Source organism: Nonomuraea sp. NPDC050663 (assembly GCF_044456985.1).
GTDB lineage: Bacteria > Actinomycetota > Actinomycetes > Streptosporangiales > Streptosporangiaceae > Nonomuraea.
Map to the genome: position 1 here is coordinate 116,107 of NZ_JBITGL010000002.1, position 20,254 is coordinate 136,360.

A 20,254-nucleotide genomic window follows, 5' to 3' on the forward strand; every position below is an offset into this window, starting at 1 on the left:
CACCTGCATGTGCCGGTGAGCTTTCCCCTGATCCCGACGCAGGAGCTGTTTTCATGGAAGGCCACGATCCCGAGCGCCTCGACGTCCTGGCCGGACCCGCGGACGACCCTCGGCCGCGCAAGAAGCAGAACAACACCAAGACCCTCGTCATCGCCGGTGCCGTGGTGGCCGCCCTCCTCGCCGCCGGAGGCATCGGGTTCGCCGTGGCGGGCGGCGACAAGCCGGCCGCCGGCAGCCCGGTGACCGGCACCCAGACGACCCCGTCCGGCGAAGCCGAGCAGGAAGCGCCCGCCGAGGACGGCTCCGAGGGCCAGAAGGGCGACCCGCAGGAGGACGCCCAGCCGCAGGACGGCGTGACCGTGGACGTCGGCGGAGGTGACGGCGAGGGCGACAGCGGCGGCAGCGGCGGCCAGGAGAACACCGGCTCCGGCGACGGCTCGACCAGCCAGAACAACTCGGGCGACTCGGGCGGTGGCAGCACCACCAAGCCGACCGAACCGGCCGCCGACCCCGGCCCCGCCGACGGCCCCGCGGGCATGGTCGGCGGCGAATGCGCCACCACCGGCTGCGGCTGACCCACCGCGGCTTGGGCTGACCGCCACGGGCTGTGCGGCATCGGCTGGCCGGCGTCGGCCGAGCGGCATCGCCTGGCCGTCGCGCGCGGTGGTCCCGTGGCGCAAGTGGATCCCGGCTTTCGTCGTCCATTGGCCATGGGGCGGCGCCGCCCGAGCGTCCTAGCGTCCAGGACATGACGAACGCCGCCGTCCTGCGCGCCCTCCACGTGCCGGGTGACCCGCTGATCCTGCCCAACGTCTGGGACGCCGCCTCGGCTCTGGCCGTCCAGGAGGCCGGCTTCCCCGCGCTGGCCACCGGCAGCGCGGCGGTGGCCGCGGTGCTCGGCTACGAGGACGGCGAGCAGACCCCGCCCGACGAGATGTTCGCGGCCATCGCCAGGATCACCAGGATCGCGACCGTCCCGGTCACCGCCGACGTGGAGCGCGGCTACGGCCTCGGGCCCGCCGAACTGGCCGAGCGCCTGCGCGGGGCGGGAGCCGCGGGCTGCAACCTGGAGGACTCCCGCCACGACACGATGGTCGCCGTCGACGAGCAGGCGAGCTTCCTCGCCGAGGTCAGAAAGGCCGCCGGCGACGGCCTGGTGATCAACGCCCGCGTCGACACCTACATCCACGGCTCCAAGGAGCGCGCTGACGCGGTCGAGCGCGGACGCCGCTACCTGGAGGCGGGGGCCGACTGCGTATACCCGATCGGGCTCGGCGACCCGGAGGAGATCGGCGCCTTCGTGCGGGAGGTCGGCGGCCCGGTCAACGTCCTGTTCCGCCCGGGTGTGCCCGATCTGACCGACCTCGCGGCGCTCGGCGTGGCGCGCGTGAGCTACGGCCACGGCCTGCACCTGGCCGCGCACACCTACGCCAAGCGCCTGATCGCCGCCGTCAAGGAGGGCCGCGACCCCTACGCGGCCCGCTGAACCGATCGTCGTAGAACGGGCCGCACCCCGAAACGGCGGCCGCGACCCTTACACCGCCCGCTGACGAGATCTTCGTAAGATGGGCTGGTGCTAGTCGCCGCGGCCGTATGCCCGCATCCGCCGTTGATCGTGCCCGAGCTGGCCGGCGCCGCCGCCCCCGAACTCGACGGCCTGCGCGCGGCCTGCGCGTCCGCCCTCGGCACCGTGCTGGCCGCCGACCACGACGTGCTGCTCGTCGTCGGGGCGGGCCCGAGCGTCCGGCGGTACGGCGGGCAGGCGGCCGGATCGCTGCGCCCCTGGGGCGTCGACGTGCGCGCGGGGGAGGGCGAGCCCGAACTGCCGCTGTCGCTCACGATCGGCCGCTGGCTGCTGGGGCGCGACCCCGACGGCTTCCAGGCGGTCGACGACTCCTGCGACGCCGTGCGGCTGGGCGCGTCGCTGGCCGAGGGGGAGCGGCTGGCGCTGCTGGTCATGGCCGACGGCTCGGCCTGCCTGACCGAGAAGTCGCCGGGTTTCCTCGACCCCGCCGCCCTGCCGTACCAGGAGAAGCTCACCAAGGCCCTGGCCGAGGGGGACGCCGCGGCGCTGGCCGCGATGGACCCCGAGGAGGCGGCGCGGCTCTGGGTGGGCGGCAGGGCGGCGCTGCAGGTGCTGGCCGGGGCGGCGGGCGAGGGCGCCTACCGTGGGCGCCTGCTGGCCGACCTGGCGCCGTACGGCGTCGGCTACACCGTGGCCGCCTGGACCGCTAGCGCAGCTTGACCGTCATGAGGTCGCGCGCGAGCACGACCTCGCCGCCGAAGCTGCGGCGCACCTCGGCGAGGAACCGGGGCTCCTCGTCCAGGCCGTACCTCTCGGAGAAGTGGGTGAGGACGAGCGTGCCCACTCCGGCGCGGGCGGCCACCTGGCCCGCCTCGTAGGCGGTCAGGTGCCCGTGCTCCTTGGCCTGGGCCTGCTCGGAGCTGAGGAAGGTGGACTCGATCACCAGCAGGTCGACGCCGTCGGCGAGGGCGAAGACGTTGTCGCACAGGCGGGTGTCCATGACGAACGCGAAGCTCTGCCCCGGCCGGTGCTCGCTGACCTCCTCCAGGGTGACGCCGTGCAGCTCGCCGGTGCGCTGGAGCAGGCCGATGTCGGCGCCGTGGATGCCGCGCGCCCTGAGCTCGCCGGGGAGCATGCGGCGGCCGTCGGGCTCCTGGAGGCGGTAGCCGTACGACGGGATGGAGTGCGACAGGCGCATCGCGGTGAGCGGCGGCACGGCGGCGACGTCGCCCGACACGGGATGCTCGGCGATCACGTCGGTGTCCATGAAGGAGCTGGCGTGACGCAGCGCCTTCCAGTGACGCGATCCCGATGCCGGGAAGACGGCGTTGACCTGGTGCGCGACGCGGTCGCGCGCGATGCGCTGCACGATGCCGGGCACGCCGAGGCAGTGGTCGCCGTGGAAATGGGTGACGCAGATCCAGTGGATGTCGTTCGCGCTCAGCCCCGCGTGGGCGAGCTGGCGCTGGGTGCCCTCGCCCGGGTCGAACAGCAGTCCCTGGCCGTCCCAGCGCAGAAAGTACCCATTGTGGTTACGGTGTCTGGTGGGTACCGCGCTTGCCGTGCCCAGGATGACGAGTTCTCGCGAGGACATGATGGACACAGTGACATACGCGGAGGTCGACACCCCCGTGGGGCCCTTCGTCGTGGCGGTGTCCGAGGAGGGCCTGGTGGCCAGCGGCTGGGGCCGTCTGGAGCTGCCGATCGACACGGCCGACGACCCGGCGCGCGCCGCGGGCGTGGTCGCCGAGCTGCGCGCCTACTTCGACGGCGACCTGCGTCACTTCGAGACGCCGATCGACTGGCGGCTCACGTCGGGCAGCCGCCGCACGGTCCTGAAGGCCCTGCACGGCGTGCCGTACGGCACCGCGGTCACCTACGGCGAGCTGGCGAAGCTGAGCGGCACCAGCGTGCCGCCGCGGGGGATCGGCTCGATCATGGGCTCGAACCCGATCCCCATCTTCGTGCCCTGCCACCGCGTGATCAGCGGCACCGGTCTGGGCGGCTTCAGCGGCGGCGTGGGCGTGGAGACGAAGCGCTGGCTGCTCACCCACGAGGGTTACCTGCAGCCAACGCTCCTCGACCTCTAGCCCTGCTTGCCGTCGATCTTGTCGGCGGCGTCCTTGGCCATCTGGGCGCCCTTGTCGATGTGCTCGTCGAACTTGCCGCCGGTGGCTTCGCTCGCCATGTTACGGGTCGAGTCGATGCCCTGGTTGGCCATGTCCTCGGCCTTGTTGCGCAGGTCGTCCATCATGTTGCCGGTGTTCTGGCCGGCGTCCTGGACGGAGTCCCTCGCCTGCTGCGCCGCGTCGGTCGTGGCGTCCCTGGCCTGGCCGGCGGCGTCCTGCGTCTTGTTCATCGTGTCGTCGGCGGCGTTCTTCGCCTGCTCCGGGACGTTCTGCAGCTTGTCCGTGGCGCCGCCGAACATCTCCTTGACCTTGTCGAAGATCGACATGACATCCCCCGATGTGTTGAATGACGGCCCCCCCGAGCCGCCGTCACCTTCATACCCCGATCCTTGACACACTTATCGGTGTGCGTCAGCAGCCAGTAATCGCCGTCGTGGGTCCCACCGCCGCAGGAAAGTCCGATCTCGCCGTGGATCTGGCCCTGTCCGTGGGGGGCGAATGCATCAACGCGGACTCGATGCAGCTTTACCGAGGAATGGACATCGGTACGGCAAAGCTCGACGTTTCCGAGATGAAAGGCGTACCTCATCACCTCCTGGACATCTGGGAGGTGACGGAGGCGGCGAGTGTCGCGGAGTACCAGAAGCGGGTGCGGCCGCTGCTCGACACGATCGCCGCGCCGATCCTGGTCGGCGGCAGCGGGCTGTACGTCAGGGCCGCCCTCGACGACCTGGAGTTCCCCGGCACCGACCCGGAGGTCCGGGCACGCCTGGAGGCGGAGCTGGCCGAGAAGGGCGCCCACGAGCTCTACGCGCGGCTGCGCGAGCTCGACCCGGTGGCCGCCGAGTCGATCCTGCCCTCCAACGGGCGGCGCATCGTGCGGGCGCTGGAGGTGATCGAGTTCTCGGGGCGGCCGTTCTCGGCGACGATGCCCTCCTACGAGGCGGTCTATCCCAGCGTGCAGATCGGGCTGCAGGTGCCGCGGCCCGAGCTCGACGAGCGCATCGCGCTGCGGGTCGAGCGCATGTGGCAGGCGGGGCTGGTGGCCGAGGTCGAGTCGCTGCTGCCCGGCCTGAGGGAGGGGCTGACGGCGTCGCGGGCGCTCGGCTACGCCCAAATCCTGAGATTCCTCGACAAGGAGTGGACCGAGGAGCAGGCCTTCGACGAGACGATCAGGGCCACCCGCCGCTTCGCCCGGCGCCAGGAGTCGTGGTTCAGGCGTGACCCCAGGGTGGTCTGGCTGCCGTACGACTCGCCCGACCTCCTAGGCTTGGCTCATGAGGTTCTTGAAGGGGCACGGCACTGAGAACGACTTCGTCATCCTGCCCGATCCCGATGGCGAGCTCGACCTTTCCGCCGCGCTGATCGCCCGCGTCTGCGACCGCCGGGCAGGCATCGGCGCCGACGGCGTGCTTCGCGTGGTGCGCACCAAGACCTCCGAAGAAGTGGCCCATCTGTCCGGCCAGGCCGAGTGGTTCATGGACTACCGCAACGCCGACGGCAGCATGGCCGAGATGTGCGGCAACGGCACGCGGGTCTTCGCCCGCTACCTGATCGACGCCGGTCTGGCCGAGCCGGGCTCGTTCGCCATCGCCACCAGGGGCGGCCTGCGGGGCGTCCGGGCCGGTGAGAGCGGCGACATCGCCACCGACATGGGCAAGCCCCGCGTGCTGGGAGAGAGCGTCGCGTCGGTGGCCGGCCACGAATACACCGGGCTCCACGTCGACATGGGCAACCCGCACCTGGCCTGCGTGATCGGCGACCCCGTCGCCCAGCTCGACCTCGGCCACCAGCCCGGCTTCGACCCCGGGGTCTTCCCGCAGGGGGTCAACGTCGAGCTGCTCAACCCGGTGGGCCCGCGCAGGGCCGTCATGCGCGTCTACGAGCGCGGCTCGGGCGAGACCCGCTCGTGCGGCACCGGCGCCGTCGCCACGGCCGTGGCCGCCGCCCACCTGGCGGGGGAGAGCACCGGCGAGTGGACCGTCGAGGTCCTCGGCGGCACGCTCACGGTCACCCTGACCGAGGAGACGAGCTTCCTGGCCGGCCCCGCGGTGATCGTCGCCGCCGGCGAACTGGCTATTGCCGAATGATGTTCTGTTAGGAGATCCTGGGTTCGTTTCCCGAATCCAGGAGGTACGGCATGGCGGATCCGCGCACCACGGCAGCCTCTGTCAAGGGACCGATCGGCGTCCTCGGTGGCGGCTTCATGATCTCCCGCGAGGCCAAGGCGATCTGCGAGCAGTACGAACTCGGACCGCGCGAGCTCTACTTCCGCGGACGCTGCGGCGTGATCGGCGAGACGCACGCCGACGTGATCATGTCGATCGCCCACTACTTCCCCGCCGACCACGTCGTCCCCAACTGGGAAGGCGGCAGGAAGATCCCGGTCGAGCAGGCCGTCGCCCTCTACGCCGGCATCTGCCAGGACTGGGGGCGCCGCAGGCTCGGCGGCCTCGACGGCTGCGCCAGAATCGCCGCACTGCTGGAGAGGGTGGTCGAGGCCGCCTCGCCGCTCGCCGCCCCGCTGTTCGCCGGCTGGCGTGCCGTACCCCTGGCCGACGACGCGCCCGCCAGGGCCGCGCAACTCCTGCACGTCGTGCGCGAGCTACGGGGCGGGTTGCACACCGCCGCCGTCATCGCCTCGGGGCTGACCCCGCTGGAGGCCACGCTCTCCGCCGACCACTCGGGCACGCCCTTCGGCAACAGCACCGGGGAGATGATGGCGAAATTCTTCGAATGGCCCGAGCCGTACCCGACGATCACGCCCGAGGTGCTCGAGCGCAGGCGGGAGGTGGAGGAACGGACCGACGATCTCATGGCGCCGTCCTTCGAAGTGCTTACTGAGACGGAACGCGACGAACTCATCGAGCTCCTGCGTTTGGGGCATGCCCGTTGACCTGGCAGACTTTCTGCCCATGGACGTGGACATCTGGTCGTGGGTCGGCCAAACCCAGCAGCAGCTCTCCGAAGCGGGCCAGGCCCCGCTCGCCATGGCGCTGGGAGACCTGCCCGCGCAGGCCTATCAGGGCCGCTACGCGCAGCTCGACGTGGTGGCGCCCGCCATCGCGCAGCAGGCGGAGGCCATGGGCCAGCCGTGGCTGGAGTTCTACGCCCGTTACTGGCATCTGATCGGCCGCATCGGCGACCGCGCCCAGGGCGCGGTCGCGATCGGCGACGCGGAGCAGCTGGTGGCGTTCGCTGAGCGCGAAGACGTGCGCGACTGCCCGGCGGCCCCGGCCGCCCTGGAGGCGCTCGTCGTCACCCTGGCCAACGCCGACGCGCCCGGCTACGCCGACGACCGGCTGGCCAAGCTGACTCCGGCGCTCGACGTCGCGCCCGACTCGATCGCCTACAGCGGCATCGTGACGCAGTACGTCGCCGCGCTGATCGACGCCGGCCGCGCCGACGAGGCCGTCGCCTACGCCGAGTCGGCCGTCGAGCGCCTGCGAGGCGCCGGCCGCGAGGCCAGCTGGGAGCTGGGCGCCGAGAGCGCCCGCGCGCTGCTGGTCGCCGGCCGCGCCGACGCCGCCCTCGACGCGCTCCAGGCCGCCACCGAGTTCCAGGCCGACGACCCCGTCGCCAAGCAGCACCGCGACGGCGTACGACGAGCGCTCATCCTGGCCGAGCTCGGCCGCATCGAGGAGTCGGTCGCCGCGCTGCCCGACCTCGACGTGGTGGGCGAGCACCCGCGCGTCTTCGTCGAGTGGAGCCAGGCCGTCTCCAAGCTGGCCTCCTCCGCCCAGATCACCAACACCTGGCAGCTGGGCCGCGTCCTGCGCCAGTGGATCGACTACTTCTCCACCATGGGCGGCTACCACGCCCGCTTCGAGCTCGCCGTGATCGCCGGCCACCTCGCCCTGGCCCGCCAGGGCGTGTGGCAGGCCAAGCTCCTGGCCGACCTGGCCGAGTCCTTCGCCGGTGAGCTGCGCTCTCCGGAAGGCGCCTCCGAGCGCGTCGCCGAGCTGCGCACCGCCGCCGAGGGCGCCACCCCGCCCCAGGCGCCCGGCCCGCTCGACGACCGCGTCGGCCAGTTCGACGCCGCCGACGGCTTCAACGCCGACCCCGAGAAGTGGGTCGAGTGGCTCTCCCCGCTGTCGGGCACCGACATCGAGGCCACCCGCCGCCACACCACCACCCTCGGCTTCCTCGGCTACCCCGCCCACGGCGCCGACATCTACTGGAAGCTCCTCGTCGACGACGGCGACATCGCCCAGGCCGACCCGGAAGACGTCACCTACCTGGCCACCCTCCTCATCGAGGCGCGCCAGGACGAGCGTCTCGAGCAGCTGGCCGGCCTGCTGCCCCACGTGCAGAAGCACACCACCCTGGCCCGCCTGCACACCGCGCGCGAGCGCTGGCAGGAGGCCATCGGCGAGGCCGAGCACGCCGTCACCAACGGCGGCGGCATCTCCGCCCGACGCCTGCTGGCCAGCTCGCTGCAGCAGATCGGCGACAACGCCAAGGCCGCCACGGTCCTCTTCAACGTCCTCGACGACGAGGAGACCACCGAGGAAGACGTCTGGCGCATGATCGTCATGGCGACCTCCGCGGAGGACTGGGACATCGTCCGCGCCGGCGCCGCCAAGATCGGCATGCCGATCTCCTCCACGGAGGGGCCGATCGAGGAGGAGATGGGTCTCATCCGGCTCATCCTGCCCGCGCCCGACGGCAGCCAGCGCCAGATCCTGTCCATCCGCACCGGCCCCGCGTCCGCCCGCCTGGCGCTGCCGCAGCCGCGCGGCATGGAGTACAACGCCGGCGACCTCATCGTCTTCGACCCGCAGCTGCTGGAGCCGGTGCCCGACAGCGCCGAGGAGCGCGAGAACTTCGTGCCGCCCTTCGCCGCGGTCAGCATCCTGCGGCCCGGCGGCTACACCAGCTACTTCTTCGACGGCGCCGCGCCGTCGGAGTCCGACTGGGCGGAGTTCACCGAGGTCATGGCCGAGCGCGGCTGGCCGATGTGGGTCTACAGCGACGACAACTACACCGTCACCCACCCGGGCAGCGGCGAGCGGCTGCCGGGCGTCTACGGCTGGGTCGCGGTGCCGCCCGGGGTGTCGGCCTCCGAGGTCGACGCGCTGCTCGACGACGCCACCGAGCGCTGGTCGCACCCGCTGGCCTGGCTCGACCTCGCCCGCGAGATCGACGTCGAGGTGGAGCGCCACGAGCGCATCGTGAAGGAGTACGGCCTCTAATCCCTCCAGAAGGAGGGGTCATCCGGCGGATGGCCCCTCCTTCGCCGTCTGCGCTCAGCGGATCCGGTCGACCACCCGCTGCGGCGTGATCCGGATCGCCACCCGCACCACGTCGGGCGGCAAGGCCAGGTAGCTCTCGCCTGCCCCGGCGCCCTCGTACCGCTCCGCCAGCTCCACGGCCAGCCGTCTGCCCTCGTCCACCGCGACGGCGGCCACGCCGCGCACCTCCACGTAGCGCTCGGGGTCGGTCAGGTCGAAGACGCTGAGGCTGGCGCGCGGATCCCGCTCCAGGTTCACCACCTTGCGCCGCCCGGCCGCGGAGGAGATGACGACGTCGTCACCGTCGACGCCGACCCACACCACCGAGGTCTGCGGGCTGCCGTCGGGGTTGAGGGTGGCCAGGATGCCGATGTTCGGGGCGCCGATGATCTTCCGCGCCGAGTCGCTGAGACGAACACTCATGATCGCCAGACTACGCAGGGGCGGGGCGATAACGCACGAACACCTCCGCCGTCCGTTCGCTGCCGTTGAGCAGTTCGAGGCGCACGGGCGCGCCCCCCGGATTGTCGAACAGCCGCACCCCGTCGCCTAGCAGCACCGGCGCGATGTGCAGGTCGATCTCGTCGATCAGCCCGCGCTCCAGGAGCTGGCGCCCGATCGTCGGCGAGAAGACCTCGAGGTTCTTGCCGGCGGCGGCCTCCAGCCCGATCCGCGCCGCCTCGGCCACGTCGCAGCTCAGGAAGGTCACCCCTTCGGCGGGCTGGGCGTCCTCCGGATGATGGGTCAGGACGAAGAGCGGTCCCTTCCAGGCTCCGCCGTAGATGGCGTCGGCATGGGGGAAGGCGTCCCAGCCCCTGCGGCCGCCGAGCACGGCGCCGGTCGTCTCGGTGTACTCCTCGATGAGGCCGGGGCGGGAGGTGAAGCCCGTCATCCAGTCCATGGCGTGGCCTGGCCCGGCGACGAACCCGTCCAGCGACATGGTGAAGTGCCACAGCACCTTGCCCGCGGCGGTCTGGCGCTCCGGAGGGTTGTCCATGGGTTCCATCAGAGGCTCCTTTCATCGGGGTTCCTCGTGGTTGACCGGGCCCGGCGTCGAAACTCATCGGCGCCACGGCCGTGACCGGAAATGCGTTGGCACCCCGGCCCGCCCGGTGAATAGCCTCGCAGGATGACCGCACAGCTCATCGCGCTCAGCTTCGACGCGAACGATCCACCCCGCCTCGCCCGCTTCTGGGCCGGGTTGCTCGGCTGGGAGAGCGCCGACGACCCCCACGGCGGCATCACCCTGCTCCCCGGCGACGACACCGGCTTCCGCCTGCGCTTCCTGCCCTCGAAGGAGCAGAAGAACCGCCAGAACCAGGCCCACTTCGACCTGACCAGCACCTCCCTGGAGGACCAGCGGCGCACGGTCGCCAAGGCTCTGGAGCTGGGCGGCAGCCACCTCGACATCGGCCAGGGCGAGGTGGATCACGTGGTGATGGCCGACCCGGAGGGCAACGAGTTCTGCGTCATCGAGCCCGGCAACAAGTTCCTCGCCGAATGCGGCTTCATCGGGGCGCTCGCGAGCGACGGCACCCAGGCGGTCGGCTACTTCTGGGCCGAGGCGCTCGGCTGGCCGCTGGTCTGGGACCAGGACGAGGAGACCGCGATCCGCTCGCCGCACGGCGGGCCGAAGATCACGTGGGGTGGCCCGCCCGTCGCCGAGAAGACGGGGAAGAACAGGTTGCACTTCGACCTCACCCCCGGGCCTGGCGGCGATCTCGACGCCGAGGTCGAGCGGCTGATCTCCCTCGGGGCGACCCGGCTCGACATCGGCCAGGGCCAGGTGGCCCACGTGGTGATGGCCGACCCCGACGGCAACGAGTTCTGCGTCTACCCGTAAACCCGCCCGACGCCGGACCGATCACGCACGGCTACGCTCTGAGCATGGATCGCGACCAGTACGTCCGTGTCCGCGGCAGTCGCGTGCACAACCTGCGCGCCGTGGACGTCGACGTCCCGCGCGACGCCCTGGTCGCCTTCACCGGCGTCTCCGGCTCCGGCAAGTCGTCGCTGGCCTTCGGCACGCTCTACGCCGAGTCGCAGCACCGCTTCCTGGAGTCCGTCGCACCGTACGCCCGCCGGCTGCTGCAGCAGGCGGGCGTGCCCGACGTCGACTCGGTCACCGGCCTGCCGCCCGCCGTGGCGCTGGAGCAGCGCAGGTCGGTGCCCTCGGCGCGCTCCTCGGTGGGCACGATCACGACGTTGTCCAATCTGCTGCGCATGCTCTTCTCCCGCGCCGGGCACTATCCGCCGGGCGCGCCGCGCCTCGACTCCGACTCGTTCTCGCCCAACACCGCCGTGGGAGCCTGCCCGCGCTGCCACGGCCAGGGCGTGGTCTACGAGGCCACCGAGGACTCCCTGGTTCCCGATCCGGGGCTGACCATCCGCGAGGGCGCCGTCGCCTCCTGGCCGGGCGCCTGGCAGGGCAAGAACCTGCGCGACATCCTGGCGGTGCTCGGCCACGACCTGGACGTGCCGTGGCGGGACCTGCCGGCCGAGCAGCGCGAGTGGATCCTCTTCACCGACGAGCAGCCGGTCGTGACCGTGCATCCCGAGCGCGAGCCCGGCCGCATCCAGCGCCCTTACCAGGGCACCTACTCCAGCGCGCGCCGCCTGGTCCTGCACGCCTTCGCCGACTCCAAGAGCGACTCGGCCCGCCGCCGCGCCGAGCGGTTCCTGCACGCCGACCCCTGTCCCGTGTGCGGGGGCAGGCGGCTGCGGCCCGAGGCGCTGGCGGTCACCTTCGAGGGGTACGGCATCGCCGACCTGGCCGCGATGCCCCTGCGCGACCTGGCCGCGCTCCTGCGTCCCCACACGGGCGCGGAAGGCCCTGCCGGGGTGCTGAGCAAGGATCTGGTCGCCCGCCTCGACGTCCTGTCGGAGCTGGGCCTGGGCTATCTCGCGGTCGGCCGTCCCGCGCCGACCCTGTCCGGCGGCGAGTTGCAGCGCCTGCGCCTGGGCACCCAGCTGCGCTCCGGCCTGTTCGGCGTGGTCTACGTGCTCGACGAGCCGTCGGCGGGGCTCCATCCGGCCGACATCGAGGCGCTGGTCGAGGTGCTGGAGCGCCTCCGATCGGCGGGCAACAGCGTCTTCTTCGTCGAGCACGACCTGGAGGTGTTGCGGAAGGCCACCTGGATCGTCGACATCGGGCCGGGCGCGGGCGTGCACGGCGGTCGGGTGCTCTACAGCGGCCCCGTCGAGGGCCTGGCCGACGTCTCCGCATCGGTGACCGGGCGCCACCTGTTCGAGGACCGCCGCCCCGCGCCCCGCGAGCCCCGGCGGCCGCACGGCTGGCTCAAGGTCCGCGGCGCCTGCCGCAACAACCTGCGCGGCCTCGACGCCGACGTGCCACTCGGCGTGCTCACGGTGATCAGCGGCGTCTCCGGCTCCGGCAAGAGCAGCCTGATGGAGGAGCTGGCCGAGCACGCGACGGGCCGGATCGTCCGCGTCGACCAGCAGCCGATCGGCCGCACCCCGCGCTCCAACCTGGCCACCTACACGGGCCTCTTCGACGTGGTCCGCAAGCTCTTCGCCGCCACCGAGACCGCCAGGGAACGCGGCTACGACGCGGGCCGCTTCTCCTTCAACGTGCCGGGCGGCCGCTGCGAGACCTGCAAGGGCGAGGGCTACGTCTCGGTCGAGCTGCTCTTCCTGCCCAGCACGTACGCCCCCTGCCCCGACTGCCACGGCGCCCGCTACAACCCCGAGACGCTGGAGATCGGCTACCGGGGCAAGACCATCGCCGAGGTGCTCGGCCTCAGCGTGGACGACGCCTCGGCATTCCTCGGAGACGTGCCCGCGGCCGAGCGTCCGCTGCGCGCCCTGCGCCAGGTCGGCCTGGGCTACCTGCGGCTCGGGCAGCCCGCCACCGAGCTGTCCGGCGGCGAGGCGCAACGCGTCAAGCTCGCCTCCGAGCTCCAGCGCACCGGGCGCGGCCACACGGTCTACCTGCTCGACGAGCCGACCAGCGGCCTGCATCCGGCCGACACCGACGTGCTGATGCGGCAGCTGGAGGCGCTCGTCGAGGCGGGCAACACCGTGGTGCTGGCCGAGCACGACCCGGCCGTCCTGGCCGTCGCCGACCATCTCGTCGACCTGGGCCCCGGCGGAGGCGACGAGGGCGGGCAGGTCGTCGCCCAGGGCACTCCCGCCGAGGTGGCCGCCGATCCGGCCAGCCGTACCGGGCCCTACCTCAGGGAGTGGCTTGGCGGGGGCGGTGCTTTCCCCTCACGGGGCGACAGGTAAGAATCCCTCCATGCTCGAACGATTCCGCCTGGACGGCAAAGTAGCGATAGTCACCGGAGCCTCCTCCGGCCTGGGCGTGGCCTTCGCCCGGGGTCTGGCGGAGGCCGGCGCCGACGTCGCCATCGGCGCGCGGCGCAAGGACCGCCTGGAGGAGACGAAGCGGCTGGTCGAGGAGACCGGCAGGCGATGCGTGGCCGTGGAGACCGACGTGGCCGACCCCGAGTCGTGCCAGGGCCTGGTCCAGGCGGCCATGGACGGGTTCGGCGCCGTCGACGTGCTGATCAACAACGCGGGCGTCGGTACGGCGGTGCCGGCGCTGAAGGAGACGCCCGAGGAGTTCAGCAGGGTCGTCGAGGTCAACCTGCACGGCACCTTCTGGATGGCCCAGGCCTGCGCCAAGGTCATGCGTCCCGGCTCGTCGATCGTCAACATCGGCAGCATCCTCGGCGAGACGACCGCCGGGCTGCCGCAGGCCGCCTACAGCGCGTCCAAGGCGGGCGTCATCGGGCTGACCCGCGACCTGGCGCAGCAGTGGACCTCCCGCCGCGGCATCAGGGTGAACTGCCTGGAGCCGGGCTTCTTCGCCTCGGAGATGACCGAGCAGTACAACCCGGGCTACCTGGAGCAGACGCTGAAGCTGCGGGTGCCGATGGGGCGTGCGGGCGACCCCACGGAGCTGGTCGCCGCGGCGATCTTCCTGGCCTCCGACGCCTCCTCCTACGTCACGGGTGTGGTCCTGCCCGTCGACGGGGGAATCCTGATCACATGACACCTGACGAGCTCCTCACCACCACCCGCACCGTCCGCAAGCGGCTCGACCTGTCGAGGCCCGTCCCGCTGGAGCTGATCGAGGAGTGCCTGACGATCGCGCTCCAGGCGCCGAGCGGCTCCAACCGGCAGTCGTGGCAGTGGCTGGTGGTCATGGACGCGGACAAGCGGGCGGCCGTCGGCGAGGTCTACCGCAAGGCCTGCCACGCCTACCTGGAGTCGGAGGGCGCGGCGGGCAAGCTGTTCGCCGACGATCCCGAGCGCAGCCGGGTCCAGCGCCGGGTGCACGACAGCGTGGAGTTCCTGGCCGACCGGATGGGGCAGGCGCCGGTGCTGGTGATCCCGTGCCTGCGGACCGGGCATCCGCTGCCGCCCGGCAACCAGGCGGGCCTGTGGGGCTCGCTGCTCCCCGCCGTGTGGAGCTTCATGCTGGCGGCCCGCGGCCGCGGTCTGGGCACGGCGTGGACCACGCTGCACCTGAGCCACGAGGCGGAGGTGGCCGGGATCCTGGGCCTGCCCGACGGCGTGCACCAGGCGGCGCTCATCCCGACCGCCTACTACACGGGGGAGGGCTTCAAGCCGGCTCCGAGGGCTCCGCTGGAGCAGGTGCTGCACGTCGACGGCTGGTGAGCGCCGCCCGTCTCTCGATCTCCGACACCATCGCCTCGACCCGCACGTCGAAGATCTCCTGCTCGTCGACGGCGGCGAGCTCGTCGCTGAGCCGGGTGATGTGCGGGAACCTGGCCGGGTCCAGGGTGCGGTACTCCCGCGCCCAGGCCGCCAGGTCGCCGGCCTGCACGTCGGGGTCGAACAGCCGGAAGGCGGCGGTCTGCCCGATGAAGGCCAGCAGGGCGTCGCCGAAGGAGCGGTAGAGCAGGGCGGCCTCGGCCCCCTGAAGCCCGGCTTCGTGCACGCATTCCAGGATGAACTCCACGATCAGGAACTCGCGTTCCCGCCGGGTCGTCCGGCTGGCGGTCATGGAGACGACGACCGGATACTTCAGCGCCACCCGCAGCGAGCCCGCAGCCAGGGCGCGCAGCCGGTCCTTCCAGCCGAGCCCGGCGGGGATGCCGTCGATCGCCTCGCCGAAGGCGCGGTCGGCGACCGACAACAGCAGCTCGTCCTTGTCGCGGAAGTGCCGGTAGATCGCCGTGGGGTCGGCGCCCAGCTCCTCGCCCAGGCGCCGCACGGTGAAGGCGTCCGATCCGCCGCGTTCGGCGATGCGCAGAACGGCCTCGATGATCTGGTCCGGGCTGAGCTGGCTGCCGGAGCGTTTGGTCCTCGTTGCCATGATCGCGCCATTGTATCGGTTCGGCATCCGGAGAGCGCAACACTGTTGACAACAGTGTTGCGCCACGCGTTCACTCCTCTCCAACACGCAAGCGCGAGAGGGGACCCCGATGGTCGATGTGGTGTTCACCGGCGGCAGAGTCTTCACGGGGACCTGCGCGGAACCCATCGAGGCGGCGGTGGCCGTCGAGGACGGCCGCATCGTCAGGATCGGCGCACCCACCAGGGCCAGGCAGACCGTCGACCTCAGGGGCGGCCTGCTCGTCGCCGGCTTCCAGGACGCCCACGTGCACCCCGTCTTCGCCGGTCTCCAGATGGGCAACTGCGACCTGTCGGGCGAGCACGAAGTCGAGGGCTACCTGGCCGTCATCGCCGCCTACACCACGGACAACACCTGGATCACCGGCGGCGGCTGGTCGATGGACGCCTTCCCGGGCGGCACCCCGACCAGGCAGCTGCTCGACCAGGTCACGGGGGAGCGCCCGGCCCTGCTGACCAACCGCGACGGGCACGGCGCCTGGGTCAACACCGCGGCGCTGCGCCTGGCGGGGATCGACGCCACCACGCCCGACCCGTTCGACGGCCGCATCGAGCGCGAGCCAGGCGGCCACCCCGCGGGCACGCTGCACGAGGGCGCGATGGACCTGGTCGCCAGGCACGTGCCGCCGGCCACCGGCGAGGAGATGTACGAAGGGCTGCTCAGGGGCCAGCGGCACCTGTTCGCGATGGGCGTCACCGGCTGGCAGGACGCGATGGTCGGCGTCTACCCCGGCCAGCCCGACAACCTGCCCGCCTATTTGCGCGCCGCCGGCGAGGGCACCCTGCAGGCCCGCGTGGTCGGCGCGCTCTGGTGGGACCGCGAGCGCGGCCTGGAGCAGATCCCCGAACTGGCCGAGCGGCGCATCACCAAGAACAGGTTCGCCGCGACCACCGTCAAGATGATGCTCGACGGCGTGGCGGAGAACTTCACCGCCGCGATGCTGGAGCCGTACCTGGACGGGTGCGGCTGCCCCACCTCCAACAGCGGCCTGAGCTTCGTCGATCCCGAGGTGACCAGGGAGGCGGTCCAGCGGCTCGACGCGCTCGGCTTCCAGATCCACTTCCACGCGCTCGGCGACCGGGCGGTGCGGCAGGCGCTCGACGCGGTCGAGCACGCCCGCCGGACGAACGGGGCCAACGACAACCGCCACCACCTGGCCCACCTGCAGGTGGTGCACCCCGACGACGTCGGGCGCTTCGCCAGGGCCGGGGCCGCCGCCAACATGCAGCCGCTGTGGGCCTCCCACGAGAAGCAGATGGACGAGCTGACCATCCCCTTCCTCGGCCCCGAGCGGGCGGCGCAGCAGTACCCGTTCGGCGACCTGGCCAGGGCCGGGGCCCGGCTGGTGGCCGGCAGCGACTGGTCGGTGAGCAGCCCGAACCCGCTGTGGGGCATCCACGTGGCCGTCAACCGCAGCTTCCCCGGCGATGACAACCCGTTCTACCCCGAGCAGGCGCTCACCCTGGCCCAGGCCCTGACCGCCTACACCGCGGGCAGCGCCTGGGTGAACCACCTCGACGACGTCACCGGCACCGTCCAGGTGGGCAAGCGCGCCGACCTCGTGGTGCTCGACCGTGACCCCTTCGCCGCGCCGCCGTCGGAGATCGGCGCCACCGAGGTCGTCCGCACCTACGTGGACGGCCGCCTTGTCTACGAAAGAAAGGCAACGGCATGAAAAAGGTCCTGGCCACGCTGGCCGTCCTGTCCCTGGCGGCCTGCGGCGGCGGCGCCCAGCAGCGGTCCGCGCCGAGCCCGAGCGCCGCCCGCCTCAGCACCGACACCCCCAAGGCCAAGGGCGAGATCGACTCCTTCACCTGGGTGATCTACGCGGAGCCGCCGATCCTCGACTACGCCTACGCCTTCGACTACCCGCAGAACCAGGTGCTGGCCAACGTCTGCGAGAGCCTCATGCAGTGGACCCCGGAGCTGAAGGTACGGCCCGGCCTGGCCGAGAAGTTCGAGCAGCGCGACCCCAGGACGCTCGTCTACACCATCCGCAAGGGCGTGAGGTTCCACGACGGCGGCGAGCTGACCGCCGACGACGTCGTCTACAGCCTCAAGCGCCACCTCGACCCCGGCGTCGGCTCGTACTGGATCTCGACCTTCCGCGACGTGGAGTCGATCGACAAGACCGGCCCGATGGAGGTGACGGTCAGGTTCAAGCAGCCCTACTCCCTGTTCAACGAGCAGATGGCGACGAGCGCCGGGACCGTCGTCAGCGCCGCCGGGGTCAGGGCCAGGGGCAAGGAGTACGGCACCGCCGACGCGGGCCTCGACTGCACCGGCCCCTTCAAGCTCGGGGCCTGGGCCAAGGGCCAGTCGATCACGCTCGACCGCTTCGACGGCTACTGGGGCGAGCGCGCCAGGTCCGGCAAGGTCACCTTCACCTTCGTGCCCGACTCGGCGGCCAGGGCCAACGCGCTGGTCACCGGCGAGGCCGACGGCAGCTACATGATCCCGACGACGGCCCTGGCCAAGCTCCGCGCCTCGGGCACGGGCACGGTCTACGCGGGGCCCAACCTGACGACCATGAACCTGATCGTCTCCGACCTGGCCAAGGGGCCGCTGGCCGACCTGAGGGTACGGCAGGCGATCTCGCTGGCCCTCGACAGGGAAGGCCTGGTCAAGGCGACACTCGGCGAGTTCAGCGCAGCCGCCTCGGTGCTGGCCCCGGCCGAGTCGTGGCGCAACGCCGCCTCCGCCCGGCCCTCGGCCCCGCAGGTCGAGCGCGACGTCGAGGCGGCCAGGAAGCTGGTCGCCGAGGCCGGGGCGACCGGCAGGAAGATCGTCGTCGCCCAGTCCAGCATCGCGCCGGAGTTCCTGGTCCTGGCCAACTCGCTCCAGGCGGCGGGCAAGGAGATCGGCCTCGACGTCGAGGTGCGCCCGGTCGCCCCCGACGCCTACACCGCGCTCTTCTCCGACCCCAAGGCCCGCGAGGGCATCGACCTGTTCCCGACGAGCTGGTACCTGTCGGTGACCGATCCGCTGTCGATGTACGGGCTGTTCCAGACCGGCCAGTTCGAGAACTACGGCGGCTTCTCCGACCCCGCCTACGACGAGCTGGTCGTGGCCGCCAACAACGAGTTCGACCCGGCCAGGCGCGCCGCGATCACCGCCAGGCTGCAGGAGGCCACCGCCGCCCAGCTGCCGTGGATCCCGATCGCCGACATCGCCAACACGGTCTTCCTCAACAAGCGCGTCACCGGCGCGCCGACCAGCATCGCCTACCTCTACTATCCGTGGGCCGCCGACATCGGTGCCGCATGAGACGCGTGCTCTGGATGGCGGTCACGCTCGTCGTGTCGTCGTTCCTGATCTTCGGGGCGCTGCAGCTCGCACCCGGGGATCCGGCGAGCTTCCTGCTCAGCGGGCGCTCGGCGACCCCCGAGGCGATCGCGGCCATCCGCGGGCGCTACCACCTGGACGAGCCGGTCCTGGCGCAGTACTGGCACTGGCTCGGCGGCGTGGTGACCGGCGACTTCGGCCGGTCGGTGCAGTTCCGCAGCGACGTCGGCGGGCTGATCGCCTCCCGGGTGCCCGTCACGCTGACGCTGATCGCGATGGCCTTCGTGATCATCATGGTCGCCGGGCCGCTGCTGGGCCTGCTGAGCGCCGCCCGGCCCGGCCGGGTGGACCGCTCGATCCTCGTCGCGGGCTCGGTGGCGGTGGCGACGCCGTCGTTCGTGCTCGGCTTCGTCCTGATCGCGATCTTCTCGGTGAACCTGGGCTGGTTCCCCTCGATGGGCGCGGGGGAGGGCCTGGCCGACCGGCTGCACCACTTGACGCTGCCCGCGATCGCGCTGGCCCTGACCTTCGCCGGGGTGCTCGCCCGCGTCTCGCGCTCGGCGATGATCGAGCAGCTCGGCCAGGAGTACGTCACCGTCGCGAGGGGCCGGGGCGTGCCGGAGTGGACCGTGCTGCGACGTCACGTCCTGCGCGGGGCGATGACGGTGATCGTCACCTACGGCGGGCTGCTCGTGCCGGGGCTGCTGGTCTCGACCGTGCTGGTCGAGACCACCTTCGGCGTCAACGGCCTGGGCCAGCTGCTGCAGTACTCCGTGACGGTCAAGGACTTCCCCGTCGTGCAGGCGCTCACCCTGCTGACGGTCGCCCTGTTCGTGCTGGCCAACCTCGTGGTGGACCTGCTGGCCCCGCTCGCCGACCCCCGGGTGAGGAACCGATGAACACTCTGGTCGTCAGGCCCGGCCTGCGCCGGCTCAAGGGCGACGGCCTGCGCACGGCCGCGCTGGTGGTGATCGCCCTGCTGGTGCTGACGGCGATCCTGGCCCCGCTGGTCGCTCCCGCCGACCCCGACGCGATCGACCTGTCGGCCACGCTCGCCGGGCGGGGCGGCGACCACCTGCTCGGCACCGACGCCTCGGGCCGCGACCTGCTGTCGCGGGTCATCCACGGCGCGCGCACCGGCCTGCTCGGGCCGCTGGGCGTGGTGGCCATCTCCACCGTGCTCGGCGTGCTGGCCGGGCTGAGCGCCGCCTGGCACGGCGGCTGGGTCGACACGCTGCTGTCGCGGTCGATGGAGCTGGTCTTCGCCTTCCCGGGACTGCTGCTGGCGATGCTCGTCGTCGCCATGTACGGCCCCGGGCAGATCGGCCCAATGATCACCCTGGCGGTGGCCTACACGCCCTTCGTGGGCCGCATGGTCCGCGGCGTCGCGCGGGCCGAGATGGGCCGGCCGTACATCGCCGCCTACCGCGCCCTCGGCTTCGGCGGCCTGGCGATCTGCCTGCGCCACCTGCTGCCCAACATCGCGCCGGTGATCCTGGCCCAGTCCACGATCAACTTCGGCTACGCCCTGCTGGACCTGGCCGGATTGTCGTTCCTGGGCCTCGGCGTGCAGCCGCCCGCCGCCGACTGGGGCGCCATGATCAACGAAGGCCAGACCGCGGTCCTGCAGGGCGCGCTCGGCCCGGTCCTGGTGCCCGGCGTGGCGATCGTGCTGAGCGTCGTCGCTTTCAACATCGTCGGCGAGAGCCTCGCCGACCGCGTCGCCAGGAGGTGA

21 protein-coding genes are annotated in these 20,254 nt (G+C 72.0%); 16 read left to right on the forward strand and 5 right to left on the reverse strand.

Annotation, left to right across the window (positions count from 1 at the left end; translation table 11 throughout):
• Positions 1-53 precede the first annotated feature (53 nt).
• From ACIBH1_RS05070 to ACIBH1_RS05080, 3 genes are all read left to right on the forward strand, one after another.
• A complete protein-coding gene (locus tag ACIBH1_RS05070; protein ID WP_397312285.1) occupies positions 54-575 on the forward strand; it encodes a hypothetical protein in 522 nt (173 codons plus the stop codon).
• A 173-nt stretch (positions 576-748) separates the two neighbouring features.
• Positions 749-1,486: an isocitrate lyase/phosphoenolpyruvate mutase family protein gene (locus tag ACIBH1_RS05075; protein ID WP_397312286.1), complete on the forward strand. Its 738-nt coding sequence runs from the start codon at positions 749-751 to the stop codon at positions 1,484-1,486.
• Between the two features lie 87 nt (positions 1,487-1,573).
• Positions 1,574-2,245 carry a hypothetical protein gene (locus ACIBH1_RS05080; protein WP_397312287.1) on the forward strand — a complete coding sequence of 224 codons (672 nt, stop codon included), beginning with the start codon at positions 1,574-1,576 and terminating at the stop codon, positions 2,243-2,245.
• Here ACIBH1_RS05080 and ACIBH1_RS05085 read toward each other — a convergent pair.
• Entirely contained in the window at positions 2,232-3,119 is an 888-nt protein-coding gene (locus ACIBH1_RS05085) for a ribonuclease Z (RefSeq protein ID WP_397312288.1), read from the reverse strand. The genes ACIBH1_RS05080 and ACIBH1_RS05085 overlap by 14 nt on opposite strands.
• 1 nt (position 3,120) lies before the next feature.
• Here ACIBH1_RS05085 and ACIBH1_RS05090 point away from each other — a divergent pair, with 1 nt between their 5' ends.
• Positions 3,121-3,615: a methylated-DNA--[protein]-cysteine S-methyltransferase gene (locus tag ACIBH1_RS05090; RefSeq protein ID WP_397312289.1), complete on the forward strand. Its 495-nt coding sequence runs from the start codon at positions 3,121-3,123 to the stop codon at positions 3,613-3,615.
• On the opposite strand, the gene ACIBH1_RS05095 is transcribed toward ACIBH1_RS05090, so the two are convergent.
• Positions 3,612-3,980: an antitoxin gene (locus ACIBH1_RS05095; protein ID WP_397312290.1), complete on the reverse strand. Its 369-nt coding sequence runs from the start codon at positions 3,978-3,980 to the stop codon at positions 3,612-3,614. The two genes, ACIBH1_RS05090 and ACIBH1_RS05095, sit on opposite strands and share 4 nt — an antisense overlap.
• An 80-nt stretch (positions 3,981-4,060) precedes the next feature.
• Here ACIBH1_RS05095 and miaA point away from each other — a divergent pair, with 80 nt between their 5' ends.
• Genes miaA through ACIBH1_RS05115 form a run of 4 tightly spaced genes read left to right on the forward strand, consistent with a single transcriptional unit; the run spans position 4,061 to position 8,849 of the window.
• Positions 4,061-4,960: a tRNA (adenosine(37)-N6)-dimethylallyltransferase MiaA gene (miaA, locus tag ACIBH1_RS05100; protein WP_397312291.1), complete on the forward strand. Its 900-nt coding sequence runs from the start codon at positions 4,061-4,063 to the stop codon at positions 4,958-4,960.
• Complete coding sequence (gene dapF, locus ACIBH1_RS05105; protein ID WP_397312292.1) at positions 4,932-5,744, forward strand: diaminopimelate epimerase; 813 nt, start codon at positions 4,932-4,934, stop codon at positions 5,742-5,744. Before miaA ends, dapF begins: the two co-directional genes overlap by 29 nt.
• A 50-nt stretch (positions 5,745-5,794) precedes the next feature.
• The gene (locus tag ACIBH1_RS05110) at positions 5,795-6,550 is read left to right on the forward strand and encodes a hypothetical protein (protein WP_397312293.1); all 756 of its coding nucleotides are present in this window, start codon (positions 5,795-5,797) and stop codon (positions 6,548-6,550) included.
• Between the two features lie 19 nt (positions 6,551-6,569).
• A complete protein-coding gene (locus tag ACIBH1_RS05115) occupies positions 6,570-8,849 on the forward strand; it encodes a tetratricopeptide repeat protein (protein ID WP_397312294.1) in 2,280 nt (759 codons plus the stop codon).
• Positions 8,850-8,903: 54 nt separating this feature from the next.
• Here the strand turns inward: ACIBH1_RS05115 and ACIBH1_RS05120 are convergent, their stop codons facing one another.
• Entirely contained in the window at positions 8,904-9,311 is a 408-nt protein-coding gene (locus ACIBH1_RS05120; protein WP_397312295.1) for a PPOX class F420-dependent oxidoreductase, read from the reverse strand.
• 10 nt (positions 9,312-9,321) lie between these two features.
• Positions 9,322-9,894 carry a dihydrofolate reductase family protein gene (locus ACIBH1_RS05125; RefSeq protein ID WP_397312296.1) on the reverse strand — a complete coding sequence of 191 codons (573 nt, stop codon included), beginning with the start codon at positions 9,892-9,894 and terminating at the stop codon, positions 9,322-9,324.
• Positions 9,895-10,017: 123 nt separating this feature from the next.
• On the opposite strand from ACIBH1_RS05125, the gene ACIBH1_RS05130 reads away from it, so the two are divergent.
• The 4 genes from ACIBH1_RS05130 to ACIBH1_RS05145 are packed head-to-tail and all read left to right on the forward strand — an operon-like array spanning position 10,018 to position 14,534.
• Positions 10,018-10,731 (forward strand): VOC family protein, encoded by a 714-nt coding sequence (locus tag ACIBH1_RS05130; protein WP_397312297.1) that lies wholly within the window; start codon positions 10,018-10,020, stop codon positions 10,729-10,731.
• 44 nt (positions 10,732-10,775) lie between these two features.
• The gene (locus tag ACIBH1_RS05135; protein WP_397312298.1) at positions 10,776-13,136 is read left to right on the forward strand and encodes an ATP-binding cassette domain-containing protein; all 2,361 of its coding nucleotides are present in this window, start codon (positions 10,776-10,778) and stop codon (positions 13,134-13,136) included.
• Between the two features lie 10 nt (positions 13,137-13,146).
• A complete protein-coding gene (locus tag ACIBH1_RS05140) occupies positions 13,147-13,905 on the forward strand; it encodes an SDR family NAD(P)-dependent oxidoreductase (protein WP_397312299.1) in 759 nt (252 codons plus the stop codon).
• Positions 13,902-14,534, forward strand: a complete 633-nt coding sequence (locus ACIBH1_RS05145; protein WP_397312301.1) for a nitroreductase family protein — start codon at positions 13,902-13,904, stop codon at positions 14,532-14,534. The genes ACIBH1_RS05140 and ACIBH1_RS05145 overlap by 4 nt, the downstream gene beginning before the upstream one ends.
• Here ACIBH1_RS05145 and ACIBH1_RS05150 read toward each other — a convergent pair.
• Positions 14,479-15,195, reverse strand: a complete 717-nt coding sequence (locus ACIBH1_RS05150) for a TetR/AcrR family transcriptional regulator (protein ID WP_397312302.1) — start codon at positions 15,193-15,195, stop codon at positions 14,479-14,481. The two genes, ACIBH1_RS05145 and ACIBH1_RS05150, sit on opposite strands and share 56 nt — an antisense overlap.
• A gap of 109 nt (positions 15,196-15,304) precedes the next feature.
• On the opposite strand from ACIBH1_RS05150, the gene ACIBH1_RS05155 reads away from it, so the two are divergent.
• From ACIBH1_RS05155 to ACIBH1_RS05170, 4 genes are read left to right on the forward strand one after another with little or no spacing between them, the layout of a single operon-like run.
• Entirely contained in the window at positions 15,305-16,909 is a 1,605-nt protein-coding gene (locus ACIBH1_RS05155) for an amidohydrolase (protein WP_397312304.1), read from the forward strand.
• Positions 16,906-18,501, forward strand: coding sequence for an ABC transporter substrate-binding protein (locus tag ACIBH1_RS05160; protein ID WP_397312305.1), 1,596 nt, complete (start codon positions 16,906-16,908; stop codon positions 18,499-18,501). The genes ACIBH1_RS05155 and ACIBH1_RS05160 overlap by 4 nt, the downstream gene beginning before the upstream one ends.
• A complete protein-coding gene (locus ACIBH1_RS05165; protein WP_397312306.1) occupies positions 18,498-19,418 on the forward strand; it encodes an ABC transporter permease in 921 nt (306 codons plus the stop codon). The genes ACIBH1_RS05160 and ACIBH1_RS05165 overlap by 4 nt, the downstream gene beginning before the upstream one ends.
• Complete coding sequence (locus ACIBH1_RS05170) at positions 19,415-20,254, forward strand: ABC transporter permease (RefSeq protein WP_397312307.1); 840 nt, start codon at positions 19,415-19,417, stop codon at positions 20,252-20,254. The genes ACIBH1_RS05165 and ACIBH1_RS05170 overlap by 4 nt, the downstream gene beginning before the upstream one ends.